The organism is Mesorhizobium sp. M0207 (assembly GCF_040321995.1).
In the GTDB taxonomy this organism is placed as follows: domain Bacteria; phylum Pseudomonadota; class Alphaproteobacteria; order Rhizobiales; family Rhizobiaceae; genus Mesorhizobium.
The window spans coordinates 57,706-73,203 of sequence record NZ_JAMYSQ010000015.1 but is presented as its reverse complement, the minus strand read 5'-3'; the positions used below and the strand labels follow the sequence as shown (position 1 = coordinate 73,203).

Annotated in this window: 19 protein-coding genes; 6 read left to right on the top strand and 13 right to left on the bottom strand. The window is 63.2% G+C overall.

The window, feature by feature from the left end:
- Entirely contained in the window at positions 1–366 is a 366-nt protein-coding gene (locus tag NKJ15_RS20110; protein WP_352817025.1) for a VOC family protein, read from the bottom strand.
- A gap of 144 nt (positions 367–510) precedes the next feature.
- Between NKJ15_RS20110 and NKJ15_RS20105 the strand changes: the two genes are divergently transcribed.
- Both NKJ15_RS20105 and NKJ15_RS20100 read left to right on the top strand, forming a co-directional pair.
- Positions 511–822 (top strand): hypothetical protein, encoded by a 312-nt coding sequence (locus NKJ15_RS20105; protein WP_352817023.1) that lies wholly within the window; start codon positions 511–513, stop codon positions 820–822.
- A 44-nt stretch (positions 823–866) separates the two neighbouring features.
- Positions 867–1,742 carry a sigma-70 family RNA polymerase sigma factor gene (locus NKJ15_RS20100; protein WP_352817021.1) on the top strand — a complete coding sequence of 292 codons (876 nt, stop codon included), beginning with the start codon at positions 867–869 and terminating at the stop codon, positions 1,740–1,742.
- 187 nt (positions 1,743–1,929) lie between these two features.
- On the opposite strand, the gene NKJ15_RS20095 is transcribed toward NKJ15_RS20100, so the two are convergent.
- The 6 genes from NKJ15_RS20095 to NKJ15_RS20070 all read right to left on the bottom strand — a co-directional run bounded on the left by NKJ15_RS20095 (position 1,930) and on the right by NKJ15_RS20070 (position 7,401).
- Positions 1,930–3,087, bottom strand: coding sequence for a sulfite oxidase (locus NKJ15_RS20095; RefSeq protein WP_352817019.1), 1,158 nt, complete (start codon positions 3,085–3,087; stop codon positions 1,930–1,932).
- Positions 3,088–3,667: 580 nt separating this feature from the next.
- On the bottom strand, positions 3,668–4,312 hold the full coding sequence (locus NKJ15_RS20090; RefSeq protein WP_352817016.1) for a hypothetical protein: 645 nt from the start codon (positions 4,310–4,312) through the stop codon (positions 3,668–3,670).
- A gap of 168 nt (positions 4,313–4,480) precedes the next feature.
- On the bottom strand, positions 4,481–5,722 hold the full coding sequence (gene dinB / locus NKJ15_RS20085) for a DNA polymerase IV (protein ID WP_352817013.1): 1,242 nt from the start codon (positions 5,720–5,722) through the stop codon (positions 4,481–4,483).
- A 131-nt stretch (positions 5,723–5,853) separates the two neighbouring features.
- Positions 5,854–6,402 carry a riboflavin biosynthesis intermediates N-glycosidase gene (gene ybiA / locus NKJ15_RS20080; RefSeq protein WP_352817010.1) on the bottom strand — a complete coding sequence of 183 codons (549 nt, stop codon included), beginning with the start codon at positions 6,400–6,402 and terminating at the stop codon, positions 5,854–5,856.
- 98 nt (positions 6,403–6,500) lie between these two features.
- Positions 6,501–6,959: a GNAT family N-acetyltransferase gene (locus tag NKJ15_RS20075; RefSeq protein ID WP_352817008.1), complete on the bottom strand. Its 459-nt coding sequence runs from the start codon at positions 6,957–6,959 to the stop codon at positions 6,501–6,503.
- A 73-nt stretch (positions 6,960–7,032) separates the two neighbouring features.
- Positions 7,033–7,401, bottom strand: a complete 369-nt coding sequence (locus NKJ15_RS20070; protein WP_352817005.1) for a hypothetical protein — start codon at positions 7,399–7,401, stop codon at positions 7,033–7,035.
- Positions 7,402–7,578: 177 nt separating this feature from the next.
- On the opposite strand from NKJ15_RS20070, the gene NKJ15_RS20065 reads away from it, so the two are divergent.
- The gene (locus NKJ15_RS20065) at positions 7,579–7,878 is read left to right on the top strand and encodes a hypothetical protein (RefSeq protein WP_352541175.1); all 300 of its coding nucleotides are present in this window, start codon (positions 7,579–7,581) and stop codon (positions 7,876–7,878) included.
- A gap of 224 nt (positions 7,879–8,102) precedes the next feature.
- On the opposite strand, the gene NKJ15_RS20060 is transcribed toward NKJ15_RS20065, so the two are convergent.
- Complete coding sequence (locus tag NKJ15_RS20060; protein ID WP_352457320.1) at positions 8,103–8,798, bottom strand: XRE family transcriptional regulator; 696 nt, start codon at positions 8,796–8,798, stop codon at positions 8,103–8,105.
- Between the two features lie 552 nt (positions 8,799–9,350).
- Here NKJ15_RS20060 and NKJ15_RS20055 point away from each other — a divergent pair.
- Together NKJ15_RS20055 and NKJ15_RS20050 are read left to right on the top strand one after the other, a co-directional pair.
- On the top strand, positions 9,351–9,986 hold the full coding sequence (locus NKJ15_RS20055) for a high mobility group family protein (protein WP_352685142.1): 636 nt from the start codon (positions 9,351–9,353) through the stop codon (positions 9,984–9,986).
- 64 nt (positions 9,987–10,050) lie between these two features.
- On the top strand, positions 10,051–10,656 hold the full coding sequence (locus tag NKJ15_RS20050) for a DUF6456 domain-containing protein (RefSeq protein WP_352457317.1): 606 nt from the start codon (positions 10,051–10,053) through the stop codon (positions 10,654–10,656).
- A 44-nt stretch (positions 10,657–10,700) separates the two neighbouring features.
- Here NKJ15_RS20050 and NKJ15_RS20045 read toward each other — a convergent pair whose 3' ends face one another.
- Positions 10,701–11,012, bottom strand: coding sequence for a hypothetical protein (locus NKJ15_RS20045; protein ID WP_352467934.1), 312 nt, complete (start codon positions 11,010–11,012; stop codon positions 10,701–10,703).
- Between the two features lie 223 nt (positions 11,013–11,235).
- A complete protein-coding gene (locus NKJ15_RS20040) occupies positions 11,236–11,499 on the bottom strand; it encodes a hypothetical protein (protein ID WP_352617077.1) in 264 nt (87 codons plus the stop codon).
- Between the two features lie 273 nt (positions 11,500–11,772).
- On the opposite strand from NKJ15_RS20040, the gene NKJ15_RS20035 reads away from it, so the two are divergent.
- The gene (locus NKJ15_RS20035) at positions 11,773–12,030 is read left to right on the top strand and encodes a hypothetical protein (protein ID WP_352472134.1); all 258 of its coding nucleotides are present in this window, start codon (positions 11,773–11,775) and stop codon (positions 12,028–12,030) included.
- A 255-nt stretch (positions 12,031–12,285) separates the two neighbouring features.
- Here NKJ15_RS20035 and NKJ15_RS20030 read toward each other — a convergent pair whose 3' ends face one another.
- The 3 genes from NKJ15_RS20030 to NKJ15_RS20020 all read right to left on the bottom strand — a co-directional run bounded on the left by NKJ15_RS20030 (position 12,286) and on the right by NKJ15_RS20020 (position 15,294).
- On the bottom strand, positions 12,286–14,256 hold the full coding sequence (locus NKJ15_RS20030; RefSeq protein ID WP_352817002.1) for an acyltransferase family protein: 1,971 nt from the start codon (positions 14,254–14,256) through the stop codon (positions 12,286–12,288).
- 192 nt (positions 14,257–14,448) lie between these two features.
- Positions 14,449–14,670 (bottom strand): alkylphosphonate utilization protein, encoded by a 222-nt coding sequence (locus NKJ15_RS20025; RefSeq protein ID WP_352816999.1) that lies wholly within the window; start codon positions 14,668–14,670, stop codon positions 14,449–14,451.
- A gap of 336 nt (positions 14,671–15,006) precedes the next feature.
- Positions 15,007–15,294: a hypothetical protein gene (locus NKJ15_RS20020; RefSeq protein ID WP_352770580.1), complete on the bottom strand. Its 288-nt coding sequence runs from the start codon at positions 15,292–15,294 to the stop codon at positions 15,007–15,009.
- Between the last annotated feature and the right edge of the window lie 204 nt (positions 15,295–15,498).

Genomic DNA, 15,498 nt, shown 5'->3' with positions numbered 1-15,498 from the left:
TTAGCGGCTGGCGAGGACCATGCGGTTGCCTTCGCTGTCGCGAAACTCCGCCACCGTGCGGCCCGGCTGCCACGGCGCTTCATGCGCTTCGGTGATGATCTCGACGCCGCCCGCTTTCATGGCCGCGATTATTGCCCCGACATTTTCGTCGACCAGCACCAATACAGGCTCCGCTCCGGGAGCGTCGTCGGCGCGCCTGACAAAATGCAGGTTCGTCACGGCATGCGGAAATGCCAGCTCGATCCAGCGCCAGCCGCCATCACCCATCTTCTGGTCGGCCATGACCTGGCAGGCGAGATGCCTGGTGTAGAACGCCTTGGCGCGGTCCTGCTCGAACACCGGAAGCTCGGCAAACTGGATATGCATGATCGTCTCTCCTGCTTGATGGCTGCCGCGCAGCCGCCCACGCGGGAAAGACGATGCGGGCAACCGAAAAGATTCTTCGGCAAGGAGAATCTTTTCAGCGCAGCCGGTCGTCCTTCGTTCATACCAACCAGTCAGGAGACGACGATGGACTACGCGCTCATTCGATACGGTGTGAACCAAGCCGACCTGGCAGATAATCGCGTGCTGGTCGAAAAAGTATTTGAAGCGCTGGGCGAGGCGGCACCGCCGACGGTGCGTTATCTTGTGCTCGAGCTGGACGACGGCTCGTTCGTCCACATCGTCGGCCAGGACGGCGATTCGTCGGCGCTGACCGGGCTTGCCGCCTTCGAGGCGTTTACGGAAAACCACGCCCAGCGCCGTTCGACCCCGGCAATGCGATCGCCTGTCAAAGTCATCGGCAACTATCGTATGCTGGCGGATCAGAAAGCCGGGTAGCGCCCGCCATGCCGCTCGCGCAGAAATGGGAAGCTACGCCGAAAATGAACAGGGCGACTTTGGAGGTGATGCTCGCCGGGTTGCGGCCAAGGCTGCATCGCTACTGCGCGCGCATGGCCGGCTCGGTGATCGATGGCGAGGACATCGTCCAGGAGGTGCTGATCAAGGCGCTGCAGGCGATCGACGGCGGTGCGATCGTCGAACGTCCCGAGCAATGGCTGTTTCGCATCGCCCACAATGCCGCGCAGGATCATCTGCGGCGGCGCAATCGGGAAAGGTCGCGCATGACCGAGGCCGACATGAGTGTCATCGAGGATCCCTCCGGCAGCGCCGACAGCCGGCTCGCCGCCCAGACCGGCCTGCGCTCCTTCATGCAGCTTTCGGTGCCGCAGCGCAGCGCCGTGATCCTGGTCGACGTGCTCGGGCTCAGCCTGCATGAGACCTGCGAGGTGACCGGCGCGACGCTCGCCGCCACCAAGGCCGCGCTGCATCGCGGGCGGGCGCAGCTCAAGTTGCTGGCGCTGCAGCCCGAACAGGCGCTTGCGCCGAGTCTCGACGCCGATGACGAGCGCCGGCTGCGGCGCTATGTCGACCTATTCAACGCGCGCGACTTCGACGCGGTCAGGGCACTGATCGCCGAGGACGTGCGGCTCGACGTCGTCAACCGCGTCCGCCTGCGCGGCAAGGCCGAGGTGTCGACCTATTTCGGCAATTATGCCCGTATCAGCGACTGGACATTGTCGCTCGGCTTCGTCGACGGCAGGCCGGCGATCCTGATCCGCCACCCGCAAGCGGCCGACGGCGCGGTGCGCGGCTTCATGCTGGTCGAGTGGCGGAACGATCAGGTCATCCAGATCCGCGACTTCCGCTATGCGCCCTGGTGCCTGGTCGACGCGGAGATCAGGGCCGTGGAGGGGTGAGGAGAGCGCTGGAAATGGTGCGAAATGGCGATCAGGCAGCCTCCTGCTGTTTGACCCAAACGCAATTGCCACATGGCAGCACGTTCTTGGAGCGGTTCCGGTTCTCTTGGAACCGGTAACTCGCTCTAACTGCCAGTTTACCGCATTTATTCGGACGCCACATGACTCCATTTGGCGGCAGAATCCTCTAGCCGATACGCACGCGGCGCGTCACCTGGCCATTGCTTTCCCAGTATGTGTGTTTCTTGGCTATCAAGGGATCGTCCATCGCCGGTTGAATTTGCCCTGTGGTGCTGACCGCGCGCGAGGTCACCGTGTGTTCTCCAGGAGAGGGATTTGCCCAAGCCAGGGACCAGATTTTCCAAGCGTGTTCGGCCTCCTCACTGTGGTCAATGGTCGCTGGTGTCCAAGGCCCTTGATCGATTTGCACTTCGACCCGGTCGATCGGCGCCCCCCAGGCTGCCCCAACGATGCGGTAATCTGAATCTTTCCGGGTAACCTTCGCAGGCGCGGACTTTATCAGCGCTCGCCCGACTGACGTCTCGGCCCATACGGTCTCGCCGTTGTGGTCCTCCTCCCGGATGGTGACATAGTCACGGGCCATCAGAAGGCTCATGAACCGCGTATCGCGAACCTCGATGCGCTTTAGCCACTTGACGTTGGCGATCCCGTACCAGCCTGGCGCAATGAGCCGTACCGGGAAGCCATTGGGCGCCGGCAAGGCGGCCCCGTTCATTTCATAGCAGAGGAGATTGTCGGGGTTCATCGCGTCGGCGAGCGACATGCTGCGAGCGAAGTTCTGCTGCATCTTGACGTCGCGTATCGGGATCTCGCCTGTGTCGGTACCGAAAAAGACGACCTCGATGCCCTTCTCCAGAACGCCGGCTTCCTCAAGGATCGGGGCGAGCGGCGTCCCTGCCCAGCGAGCATTGCCGATGCCGCCGGTGAAAAAGGGAAACCCGTGGTTGCCCGAGCATTCCACCGTGAAAACGACCTCCTGCCGCGGTCGCGCCCTGATGTCGGCGAGCGTTAACTCGAGGGGCTTCTTGACCAGGCCTCCGATCTCCATCGACCATGTCTTCTCGTCGATCGTTGGTCGGTTGAAATGCGAGATGCTGAAGAACTTGTCGTTTGGCGTTATCCAGCTATCCAAATCCTCCCAGACAAGCTGCTTCTGGATACCCGCCGGATTGGGATTTTCGGTCGGCTGATCCAGCCATCGAATAACTTCCTCGTTCGGCCGTGTTGGAAAAGCGTAAGCCCGGCGCGAGGTATAGAGAGCAGCAATTGCGGCAAGAGCCGCGCTTCCTTGAACAAGAAGTTCTCTGCGCTGAAAATCAGGCATGTTGTTTACCTCCCAGTTGATCCGGAACGGGCTGCAACGTGCCTTAGGCCGTAGCCTGATCACGGATAGGCGACACAATGTGAGGTCTGCCCACCCGGAAGTATCCGGGTAGGTCAGATAATCACCGACGCAAGTCAAGCATGTGAAGCGTTGCACGAAACGCCAGCTCGCGTTTCGCACGCTAAGAGTGCGCCTTTGAGAAGGAACTGTCCACAACTTGGACGGGACATGATGATGATTGCAGCATTCCATACCGATTTCCGGTCCCGCCAAAATCGTTGCTGCTCGGATCGCTGACGAACGCCCGCTTCTGGGTCATTTCCGGACTTTCGCAGGTTTCTCGTCGAACCGGTGTTTCCTGCCGGCCCATGGGTTGGCCGTGCGGCCGGCACCGCCCTGGTCGCTTGGGGCGGCGCAACGCTTTTGGTCTGACGACCAGGGCCGCCTCGAATGTCGCATTTGCAGGAGGAGGTGGGCCCGGGCGGCACATCAGAACCGAGGTGGCCAGCAAGCAGGCCGCCCGGCTCGGGCGCGGCAGAATCAATCACACGTGAACCATTCGCGACCGAGCGGGGACACCCTAATTGGTGGTGACTTGCGTCACCGCCACGCCGGTTATCCTGCCGTTCCCGGCTGTGTAGGTGAGCGTCTGCGTGACCGTGGCGTCCTTCTGGTCGGGAGACGAAGCAGGATAAGAGGCGGCGAAGCCGAAATGGCCGTAACGATCGGGCTTGGCGGCGCCAAATTTCGCGGCCACGTCGCTCAGCGGCGCTCCGACGCCGGGCGTATCGAGTTCAATAGCTGTCAGGCTGGCAGGCGCGCCGGCGCATCCTTCCGGCACCTTGCCTTCCGGGTTCGGCTGCAGGGCGACGGACAGGACACCGTGGTCGGAGCCGCCCATCTCGCCGGAGACGAACCAGAAGATCGACGGCGATCCGCCGGCGTCGGGGCCGGCATAGCAAAGCCAGTGGCGTGAATCTCCGGCGTCGCCTTCATCGTGCATCGCTCCGCCGAAGGCTTTTTCGACATCGGCAAGCGTGGTTTCCTCAAGCTTTATCTCCAGCGGCCCGGCCTTGACCTGCTTGAACAGCGGGCTGGCCAGCGGCGAGTTGATATCGCCCAGGGATGGAATCGCCCGGTCCGGGTTGAGCGGCTTGGCCAGCGTCGTTGCATTGATCACCAATCCGGCAACGATGAGTGCGAAATATCCGGCGTTCTGTCCCATGCCGATCTCCTGTCGTTCGAAGTGAGGGCGGAAGGATTTGCGAGCGGGTGCTACCCTGTCTGGCTGATACCCAAACCGGTGCACGACGAACTGGTCCCAAGATAAATTCACAACGGCGCAGCCTTCAACGTCATTCCGGCGACTTGGCAACCAAAGTGTAATCGAGGCTCACAGTTCCTTCTCGGCCAGCTCCCGAAACGCATCGGGAACCGACCGCTGTAGCCCGAGCGCGACCGAGGCGTAGCCCACCGCCTCCCAGCCGAAGCAGTCGCGGATCTTGTCGACGGCGCGGTCCGCGGTCCAGCGCGCCGCGCCCTTGCTGGTGCCGGGGCGGCGGCGGTCGTCGTCGAGCCCGAGCGGCAGTTCCAGTTGCAGGCCGGCATGCTGCTCCAGATGCGAGACGGCGATCGCCAGCAGCGAGATTGTCTTTTCGTGCGGATGGTCGATGAGCACCTTGCGCACCAGCGCCTCGGCGATCTCGGCCAGCATGGCGGTTGCCGATATCGGCTGGTCGAGCGTGATCGAGCGCGTCACCGAGCGCAAATCGGCAAAGCGGACGCGAACCGTCACCGTGCGGCCGGGCCGGGATTTCGCCCGCAATCTTGTGGCGACCCTGTCGGCCAGATGCAGCAAAGCGGGCACGAAGACCTGCTCCTCGGCCGGTTTTCGGCCGAGCGCAGACTGCGCACCCGCCGAGCGCGCCCGGCGCTGCGTCTCGAGCTTGCGCGGATCGCGGTTCCATGCCAGCGCGTTGAGTTTTTCTCCGGCCGCCGGCCCGAGCAGGCGCTCCAGCGCCCCACCGTTGGTCTTCGCCAGCTCGCCGATGGTGTTGACGCCGATGCCGGCCAGCCGCTGCCTGGTGACCGGGCCGACGCCCCACATCAGCTCGACCGGCAGGTGGTGCAGGAACTCCAGCTCGTGGCGCGGATCGACCACCACCAGCCCGTCCGGTTTTGCGACCTGTGAGGCGATCTTGGCCAGATGCTTGGTGCGGGCTACGCCGACCGAGATCGGCAGGCCGAGCTCGGCCCGCACGCGGCGGCGGATCTTGCCGGCGATCTCGGCCGGCGAGCCGAACAAATGGGTGCAGCCGGCGACGTCGGCAAAGGCCTCGTCGATCGAAATCCGCTCGACCACCGGCGTGAAATCGCCGAGCACCTTGATTGCCGCATCGCCCAGCCGCTGATAGTCCTTGAAATGGCCGCCGACGAAGACGAGTTGCGGGCAGAGTTCCCGCGCCCGCCGTCCCGGCATACCGCCGCGCACGCCGAACGCCTTGGCTTCATAGGATGCGGCAAGCACTACCCCGCCGCCGACGGCAATCGGCTTGCCGCGCAAGGCCGGGTCGAGCAACTGTTCGACCGAGGCATAGAAGGCATCCAGATCCGCGTGGAGGATGTTGGCTTCCATCCGGCCCGTTCGCCCGCGGCGGTTCGAACGCCGCATTGTCTCGAGTTGTGATGAGAACATAAAGAGAACATTTTGGGTGGATTGTCAAGCAGCGCGGAGGCCGCCGCAGATGACGAGCGCGCGGCAAATGTTCAGCCGCGCAGCCGATCGCGGGCCTGCATCAGCGCGAATCCCAACAGGTTCTCGCCGCGCCACAGCAGCGGGTTCACCGCCCTCTCGTCATCCGCCGCAAGGCCGATACCCCACACCCGGTCGACAGGGCTCGCCTCGACAAGCACCCGGTCATGCGTCGACAACAGATATTCGCGCAGCGCCACGTTCTGACGGAACTTCTGAAAGCTCCCTTCAGTGACGATGCGATATTTGTCTGCATCCCATTTGGTGCCATCGAAGCCGCTCACCTGGCGGCCAAGCTGCTTTGCCTGCTTGGGGCTCGCCGCCCTGAGGATTTGTGTTGCAGTCGGAGCATCACCGAACAGTCGTGCCTTCTCGGCCATCATCCAGTGTTCGGCAGTCGGATAGCTCAAGCCATCGACGGTAAAAGGCGCATGCCACCACTGGCTGAAGCACGACGTGCTTATTCGGCCGTCCTTAGACGGCTGATGGCCCCAGAAGAACAGGAACTTCTGCCGGGGCTTTGCGCGAAAGGTTTTCTCAAGCCAGGTTCGGTCGTAAATCATGGGCGGATGGAGCAGGGCGAAAGGCCGGCTTGTCAATGCTCCATCCAGAGTGGGTAGCGAAGATGAGCGGTCGGCGCTGAATGCGATGAAATGCTGATCTACAGCGCCATCTTGTAGCCGAGATGACTGGCGGTGAAGCCGAGGCGCTCGTAAAAAGCGTGCGCCTCCCGTCGACCTTTGTCCGTGGTGAGCTGGACGAAGCTGCAATTGCGCGAACGGCATGTTTCAATCGCCCATTCGATCATCAGCTTGCCGACGCCGCGCGAGCGCCATTGCCGGGCGACGCGAACGCCTTCGATCTGGCCGCGCCAGGCGCCTTTTCTCGAAATGCCTGGAAGGAAGCTGAGTTGCAGCGTTCCAACCACTTGCCCGGCGTTGACCGCGACGGCCAGCAACTGGTTGGGATCGGTATCGATTGCGCTGAAGGCATCGAGATAGGATGGCGCAAGCGGCGTGGACGGGTCTTCCCGGTCTGCGCCGAGCACATCGTCGGCAAGCATTGCAACGATCGCCGGCAGGTCGGGCGCCTGCGCGCGACGGAACTTGATCTCGCTCATCGCGCGGAGACATACGGCGCGGTGTCGGCGATCGCAATATCCGTTTTGACTTGCAAGGGAGGCCCGCGCGCCTTCAGGTGGCCTCGAGCGCCCAGAGGCGGTGGCCGTAGCGGCGGAAGAAGCGGGCGAAGAGGCGCTGCTGCCTGGCGCGGGTGAGGTCGGCGGCGCGCCTTTCCTGTCGCCAGTGCGGCATGTTGCGGAACATCGACAGGAAGCGGGCGACATCCTCGAGTGCCTCCTCGGCTGACTGCGCCGGGCGGATCGCCGCCAGGAACAGAGCGCGGCTCGGCTTGATCCGGTCAATCGCCGCCTTGCGCTGGCGATGACCCTGGCGTGCCTTGCGGATGCCGTCCTGGCGGATGGCCGCGAAAGCGGCAAGCATGGCCGGGCTGTCGCCGCTATAGCCGCAAGCATGGGCGAACTGGGCTGGGTCCATCGTCATTCCCTTGCTGCCGGCCGGCCGCGGTTCTGTTGCTCGCGCCGATTCCAGTCCGCACCACGTATAAGCATAACTCAAATAATTGAACAAGTGAAACTTTCACGTTGATGTAAGCGGAACCGACTCGACTCCGCTCCAAAATCCGATAATGTTGCGAACAAAGCAGGAACAATGATGGGGATGACCATGGCATTGGCAGGCAAGGAAGCGACGATCGCCGATGTTGTCTCGATTGCCGTCGAATGCATCGACTGCGGCCGCAACAGGTGGTGGAAGCCGGCCGAGCTCAAGCGGCATGGGGTGATGCCGGAGACACCGCTGGCCGCACTTTCGGGGCGCCTGATCTGCAAGGCCTGCCGGGCCGACGGCCTGCCGGGCGCCGCCGTCTCGATCCAGGCCGCCTTCATCGACGACCGGCAGCGGACCCGCGCCGAGGCGCGCCTGCTCAATGGTCGAGAGCTGCAGTCGAGGCGGGCTTGAGGGGGACGGGGACGGTGTTCTTCCTTCTCCCCTTGTGGGAGAAGGTGGCCGAGCGAAGCTCGGTCGGATGAGGGGTGTTGGACGGATCGCTACCTTGATGGCGTAAATGCTTAAAAAACGCTTCTACATTTCCTCCGCCGCGTTCCTTCCAGCACCCCTCATCCGGCTCGGCGCTGTGCGCCGATCCACCTTCTCCCACAAGGGGAGAAGGGAAAGCTCCCGCCTCAATACCCCAGCAGTTCCTTGAGCGGGATGACGCGGAAGACGTTCTTGATGGCGTAGCGGTTGAAGGACAGCGTCTTGGGCGGGTTGTACTGTTCGACGATCAGCTCGGCGGCGGTGCGCTTGACCAGCTTCTTGATGAAGGCTTTGCCGTTTTGCTCGTTCTCCTCGGGCAGGGTCTCGATCACCACATGGTCGCCGGGCAACGCTTCGCGGCCGCCGCAATAGATCATCTCGCCGGGCTCGTAGCGCGGCACCATCGAATCGCTCAGCACGTGCAGCGCAAACACATTGCGCAGATGCCGGATCCCCGGCGGCCGCTGGACATAGCCGGCCGGCTGGCCGTTGAAGGTGAAGTCGCCATCGTCGCCGCCGACGGCGGTACCGAGAAGCTGGATGTCCATCGGCCCGGCGGGCAGGGGGCCGGGATCGGTGACGATCTCGGCATCGGCGACCGGTCCGGCATCTTCGAGGAAAACGACCTCGCCCTTGCCGAGCGCCACCGGGTCGACGCGCAGGAAAGCGGCGGTCTTCAAAAGGTTCTCGGTCTTGGGCAGGTTGCGCCCGGTCTCCCAATTGCCGACGGCAGCGACGTCGGTGTCGTTGTGCTCGGCAATGTGACGCATCACCAGGCCGCGCTGCTTGCGCGCCCGGCGGATCGCCGCTCCGACCTTGATCGACAGTGCAGTTTTCGCCATGGCTCCATCTGAGGCATAAGATTCGGTTTAGTCTATGCAAGAATCGCTTGCATTATGATTTGAGTTATGCTCTTATGTAGGCATGCACAAGTCGCTTCGCCAGCTTTCGGTCCTTGAATCCGCCGTTCAGCGCGCCGGCAGCGCTCGCCTGAAGGCGGTAGCGCAACCGATCGCCAAGGCCATGCATGTGCCAAACCTTTCCCCTTCGTCGGGGCTGTCCTCCTCCCCGGCCGGGACGATGCCCGAGGCTCGCGCCTCGGATCCGGCAGCGCAAGCGGCCGGAACGGCCGGAGCCGTTCCCCTCACGGCTCCGGCCACGAATTGCCTGCCGGCCGGCAATGCGGAAGCCGCGGTTTCCTGCATCCGCACCGAAGACGGCACGGTCATCCGCCTTCGACAAGCGGACGGGCAAGGCAGTGTCCGGCGCAACAAGGCAGGGCGGCCGAGATGAAGCTCGATCGCAGCAGACCACGCGAAGGCTGACCGGCTTTCGAGCCTGAGGCCGGCAAAGCCGGCGCCGCACACAGCCATTTTTGCAGGGAATGAAACATCATGGCCGCCCGCTATTCCGCCTCGGAACTGGAACAAATCGAGAACTGGCTGACGAGCGGACTGTCGGCCGCGAAGATCGCCACCCGGTTGACCGCGCTGCGCGGCCGCCCGGCCTCGCGTGCAGCCATCATCGGCATCGTCCACCGCACCGCCCGTTTGCGCACCATCGGCCTTGCCAGATCCAAGGGCTGGTGTGGCGGACGCTCTGGCGGCCGGCTCGGAAATTCGGCGCCTGAGCCATCAAGCACTGCTGATCAAGCGGAGTCGGCTCCGAAGGCCGAGCCACGCTGCCGCCCGGCAAGGCTGTCGGCCAGGCTGGCGCCGCCGGCCTGGCAGCCGGGTCCGGCTCGGATCACCGGGACCGATGGCGCACCGCTCGAAATGCCGGCGCCGCGCCCGATCGCCGCCGGCGGCCGCCAGCCGCATTTCGCCGCCATGCGCTTCATCGATTGCCTGTTCGAGCGCTGCCGCGCGCCGCTCGACACGACGCCGCAGGAGGATGCGGAAAACGACGCCCCCGGCAGCCGGCCAGGTTTGGACATGCTGTGCTGCGGAATGCGCACGAACCCATCGAAAAGCTACTGCGCCTATCACGCTGCGCGCTTCCTGCGCACGCTGCCGGCCGAAGCGATTTGAGCCCGCTGCAATGAGGCTGGAAGTTCGCCAGCGCCCGACGACCAAAACCCAGGAGACCGAGCCGATGAGCACCAAAACCGCCCAAAAGGCCAAAGCCAGGCCACCGAGATTGCCGAAAGGCGAGGCCGAGCAGGTGCGCATCCGCAAGGAGATCGGCCATGATTTCGCACTGAAGGACGACCGGTTCGGCCGCAAGCGGCTGGCGAAGGGGACGCAGGAGGGAGCGCGCCTCTATGAGGTCTCCAATGACGGCCACACAGCGACCGGCGGCATCGTGCGGGTGCGCAACGTGGACCCGCTGAGCGGCCTCACCTCGCTGTCGCGCCAGCAGCGCGAGGCGGGCATGCGCTACCGCCAGGATTTCCGCAACTCGTCCGAGGCAACCGCCAAGCCGATGGCCTGGGCCGAGCGCGTCGACGGCGGCCGCACCGGCAGCGGCGTCGCCGAACACATCCTGTCCGCCGGCCGCGACCATGCCGAGGCCACCAGGGCGCTTGCCCACTGGGAGATCGCCGGCATCGTGCAAAAGGTCTGCTGTGCCGACGCAACGGTCAAGAGCCTGGCCGAACAGGCCGGCGAGCCGCGCGACGTGGTGGTGAAACTACTCAAGATCGGGCTCGACATATTGGCCGTGCATTACGGCATGATGCTGATGCGCAAGCCGAGGTGAGAAGCCCCGCCGATCCGGCCGGCACTACCGGCCGGATCGATCCGTCAACGACGGCAGACACGGATTCTTTCGATAATCCGGTGGTGATGACGCCAGTGCCTGATGACTTCGGTGTGGCAGCGCCGGTGGTACCGGTACCGGTAGCGCGGCGCGTAGTCCTCGTTATAGACATCATAGCGGTAACGGGGAACGTACTCATCGTCGTAATCGGAATACCGATGGTGGCGATAGTAATAGTCGTCGTCGTCATAGCCGTTGCCGATGCCGATTGTGACGCTGCCGCCGGCATTCGCCGGGCCGATCACGGAAGCCGCCGATGCGATGGCGATCACCGAGGCAAGCAGGAGCTTCTTCATAGCTACCTCCTTCTTTAACGTCCCTCTAATAGAAAAACCCCCGAGGGGCAGCCTCGTTCCATAGATTGGCAAGATGTAACGAACGGACGAGCCCGAAGTTTAGCGCCTGCTGGCGCGAAAACGCCGCTGGCTGCGCCGGGGTCGGATCGTCGACGCAGCGTGGCCGCTCCTCTCATCAAACAGCGGCAATCGCGCGTCAGTCCCGTTTTTTGCCGACGTCTGCCTACAGAACATGGCCCAATTCCAGCAAAACGAACGCGGTCGCACCCAGCACAGCGAGGGCGTAGGCCGCATAAAGAACAAGCAGCATTACCTCAAAGTCCCGGACGAAGCTTGCGGCAATCCTGGTCTCCTTAGGCTCTGCTTTCTCGATGCGGTCGGTTTCCAGCTCCTCCGTTGCCACGACGAGGCAGACAATCCTGTCGTTGTCGGCCGCCTGCAATATCCGTTCCGTCAAATCGACTGCAATCACTGGATCATCGGCCAACTGATCCCGCGATAGCCGGCTTTCAGTGACGGTCTGGATTTCACGCTTTCTCACGCACGCATAATTGCGTTGACTAAATTAGGTTCCACTAAAATATATAGATTGCCTCGACCCGATCACGACGTGGTGAGGCGTGCGCCCAGCTGGGCGGGGAACCGCCACCCGAGGTCCGCATTTGTCGACTGTCGGGGCGAATCGCGATCCGCATCCTCCGATCAAAGGGCGCGGGCTTCTTCATAGGCTGCTACGATGCGCCGGTGCTGGTAGATCGCAATGCTAAAGCCGCCAAACCTTCATATCGCGAACGCAGCGCCGACGTCTTCGGTGCTGACCGGTTATGACGAAGATCGCATGCTTACTTATATCCGGCTGCTCGACGCTTCGGCGGAAGGAACGGACTGGCGCGAGGTCGCCCGCATCGTCCTGCATCTTGATCCGGAGCGGGAGCCGGAGAGGGCTTTCCGGGCGTGGGCGACACATCTGGCGCGTGCACGATGGATGACCAGGAAGCGGAACGAGTTGCGCCAGTAGCATAAAGAGCGGTGCGGACGAGCACCCTGACATTTAAGCGGAACTGCCGTTTCGGTCTGGCCGTTGAGGGAGAAGGCCAACATGGAAAAGCGCCCAATGACTTCTTGGCGAGCCAATACTTTCGAGCTGTGCTGCCTTCTTGCAGTTCCGCTGTCGCTTCTCCTTACCGTTTTCCTGGCGGGTCTCATCCTTAGCTGACCCCCGCATGGTTGCTTGCCGAGGGGCTGGGTCGTGATCCGACAAGATCCGGAACCGTTACTTTACAGCCGCCGCCATCACATCCGAAAACAGCGCCCGCTCCACCGCCGGCTCCAGCGTCTCCGCAAAAGGCGTCGCCAGGTGGTGGCGGTCGCGGAAGGCTAGCTTGCCGTCGATGAAGACGTGGCAGGTGGTCTGGTCGCAAAAGCGGTCGGTCATGTCGATGTAAGCAGCGTTCGGTGTCGAGCGCACGATATCGCGCTCGATGGTGGCGATGTCGTCGTTTGCCGCCATGATCCGCGGCGTGTCGCATGTCGCGGGCGTCTGGCCCCGCCACAGCGCCCGCGCCACGCATTTGTCGGCGTAGCTTGCATTGTAGGGAACGTCCCTGATGACCGCGACCTTGATGCCGGCCTGGCTGAAGGCCTGAAGCGTCCAGGTGAGGCCCGTCCGCCACTGCGCTTGCCAGTCGGCGTGCTTCAACTCCTCGGGCGATTCCTTCATCACATTGCCGATCGAGAACTCCGAGATCACCACCAGTTGCGGGTGGAGCGCGATGATGTCCTTGACCGACTGCTCGCGCCATTGGTCGCATTCGGTGTAGTCGCGCTTCAGCCGCCAGTTCCAGGTCGTCACCCGCGAAGCCCGGCAGGAGGATTTGAGAAAGGTGACGACGCGAAAGTTGTTCTTCTCGGCCGCCTTGATCAGCGGCGTCGACCAATGGTCGGCATGCGAGTCGCCGAACAGCACGACCGAGCGCTGGGCATCCTTGCGGCCGAACATGCAGGGTTTTGGCTTGACGGTCTCGAAATCGAGCACGCAGCCGCCATTGCTCGCGCGCACAGTGGAGAGCTGCGCGGCGCTGTCGGCGATGACGTGCTGTTCGGGGCTGAGATTGTGCTCGGCAAAGCGCGCATTGCCATAGGCCGCGACCACGCCGGCGCCGGTCAGCGCGACGGCGGGCACCAGCGCCCGCGCTGCTCCGGCCATCAGCCAGCCGTTGCGGCGGATCGGGTTCTCGATGAAATGATAGGTGAACATCGACAGAAACAGCGTCAGCGCCGCGCAGGCAAGGCGGTCCAGGATGGACAGGCTGGGAACCACCATCGCCGCATAGACGATGACCGGCCAGTGCCAGAGATAAAGCGAATAGGACAGCCGGCCCAACCATTGCATGGGCGGCAGCGCCAGCAGGGCGCTCGGCAGATTGCGGCCGCCGCTGCCGCTGAGCAGCAGCAGCACGGTGCCGGCAACAGGCGCCAGCGCATTCACCCCGGGAAATGGCGAGTCTTCGTCCAGCATCAGATAGGCCCAGGCGATCAGCGCCAGACCGAGGCATGCCTGGAGCGTGGCCAGCAGCGGCCGGTCGCGCCAGATCTTTGCCGGCGCCATGGTCGCGAGGCCGCCGGCGGCGAATTCCCAGGCCCTGAGCGGCGAGAAATAGAAGGCCCGGGGCTGCGACACTTCCGTCAGCCAGGCGCAGGCGGCGAAGGAGGCCGCGCCGGCGACGCCGATGACGATTATAGCGGCGCGCTTGCCGGGACGCAGCCAGGCGGCGGCAAGAAGCAGCGCCGGCCATGCCAAATAGAACTGTTCCTCGACCGAGAGCGACCAGAAGTGGATGAACGGGTTGTTGGTGGCGTCGGCGGCGAAATAGTCGAACGACCAGCGGATCAGCCAAAGGTTGATCATGTAGGCGGAGGCGAACATGGCGCCTTTCGAATAAAGCGCCTGTTCCTCCGGCGACAGGATGAAGTAACCCGCGAACAGCGTGGCGAGGATGACGAACAGTGCCGCCGGCAACAGGCGCCGGGCGCGCCGGGCGTAGAAGCGCCAGAGGTTCAGCCGCCCGGTCTCGGTAATTTCCGTAACCAGGTGGCGGGTGATCAGATAGCCGGAGATGACGAAGAAGATGTCGACGCCGGCAAAGCCGCCGGGCAGGCCGGACAGACCAAAATGGAAGGCGATGACACCCGCCACCGCCAGCGCGCGCAGCCCTTCGATGTCAGGCCGAAATGATGCCGACACAATCACCTCATGCAAGGAATGCCCACCTCGCAGAGGCTCGACCCGATGCGACGATATTGCAATGCAACAAATCTAACGCAGTGCAACATAGGGGGAGGGCGCGGCTCCTCCAGTTCCTCGCGTGGGCGGTTCACTCACACGAGCGATTCGAGAGCCACTGATATGGAAGCGAAGCGAAGGGTGCCGAGGCGATCACGCCTTTTTCAAAAACTCGGTCTTCAGCACCAGGCCCTTCACCTGCCTGGTGCTGCATTCGATCTCGCCGGGATTGCCGGTGAGGCGAATATTCTTCACCAGCGTGCCGCGCTTGATCGTCTCCGACGTGCCTTTGACCTTGAGATCCTTGATCAGGGTCACGGAGTCGCCCTCGTGCAGCGCCGTGCCGTTGCTGTCTCTTATGCTCGCGTCGGTCATGGCAGGTCTTTCGTGGGACTCCGGTGGGAGGTGGTCGGGCCAGTCCCCGGCCTATCCCACGCTCGGCGACAAGGTCAAGCGTCAAGCGGGGTCAAGCGTCAAGCGAGGTCAAGCGTCAAGCGGGCCGTCCGCCAATACTATGCGGGAACGGCCGACCGGAAAACCCAGGTTGCAAGCAGACGGTGCCCCCCTGGACCATAATGTCATTGCCGCTCCGGCCGGCGTCGCGATTTCAAATGGCTAGGCACCCGCCGGTATGAGTGCGGACTGGAAGGTCGCGATAGGGCCGCCCGCCCTTTCGCTTGGCCCCCATTTCGCTTGGCAAGAAGCCGACGGTTACTTGTTGAGCTGCTTGGCCATCTTGCAGAAGTCGGCATGCATCTTGGCAATGCCTGCGTCGCTGCATTCCTTCAACATCATGGCCCGGTCGCTCGTGGACATGGCCATCCATGCCGCCTTGAATTCGGCTTCCGACTTCATGGTCTTCATGCCGGCGTCGGTGAAGAAGGGCGTCATTTTCTGCGGATCGTCGAGCGCCGAAGTGCCAGTGGCACCGGCGGCAAGCGCTGCGCCGGTCATCATCGAAAGGGCCATCGCGCCCATGCAAAGCGTCTTGATGTTCATGATCATTCCTCCTGAGCTGCTGCTTTGAGGTTGTCCATCAGCGATCTACGAAGGAACGGTGTTTTGACCCAAAAGTTCCACGTTCTGGCGCAGACATGGAACAGGATTGCCCGTGACGTCATTAATGCAAAAAATTCTACCATGACTGAATTTGCCGCGCTGCCGACCAGGGCAATCGGCGTCCAGCTGGGTGAGACGCTGCGA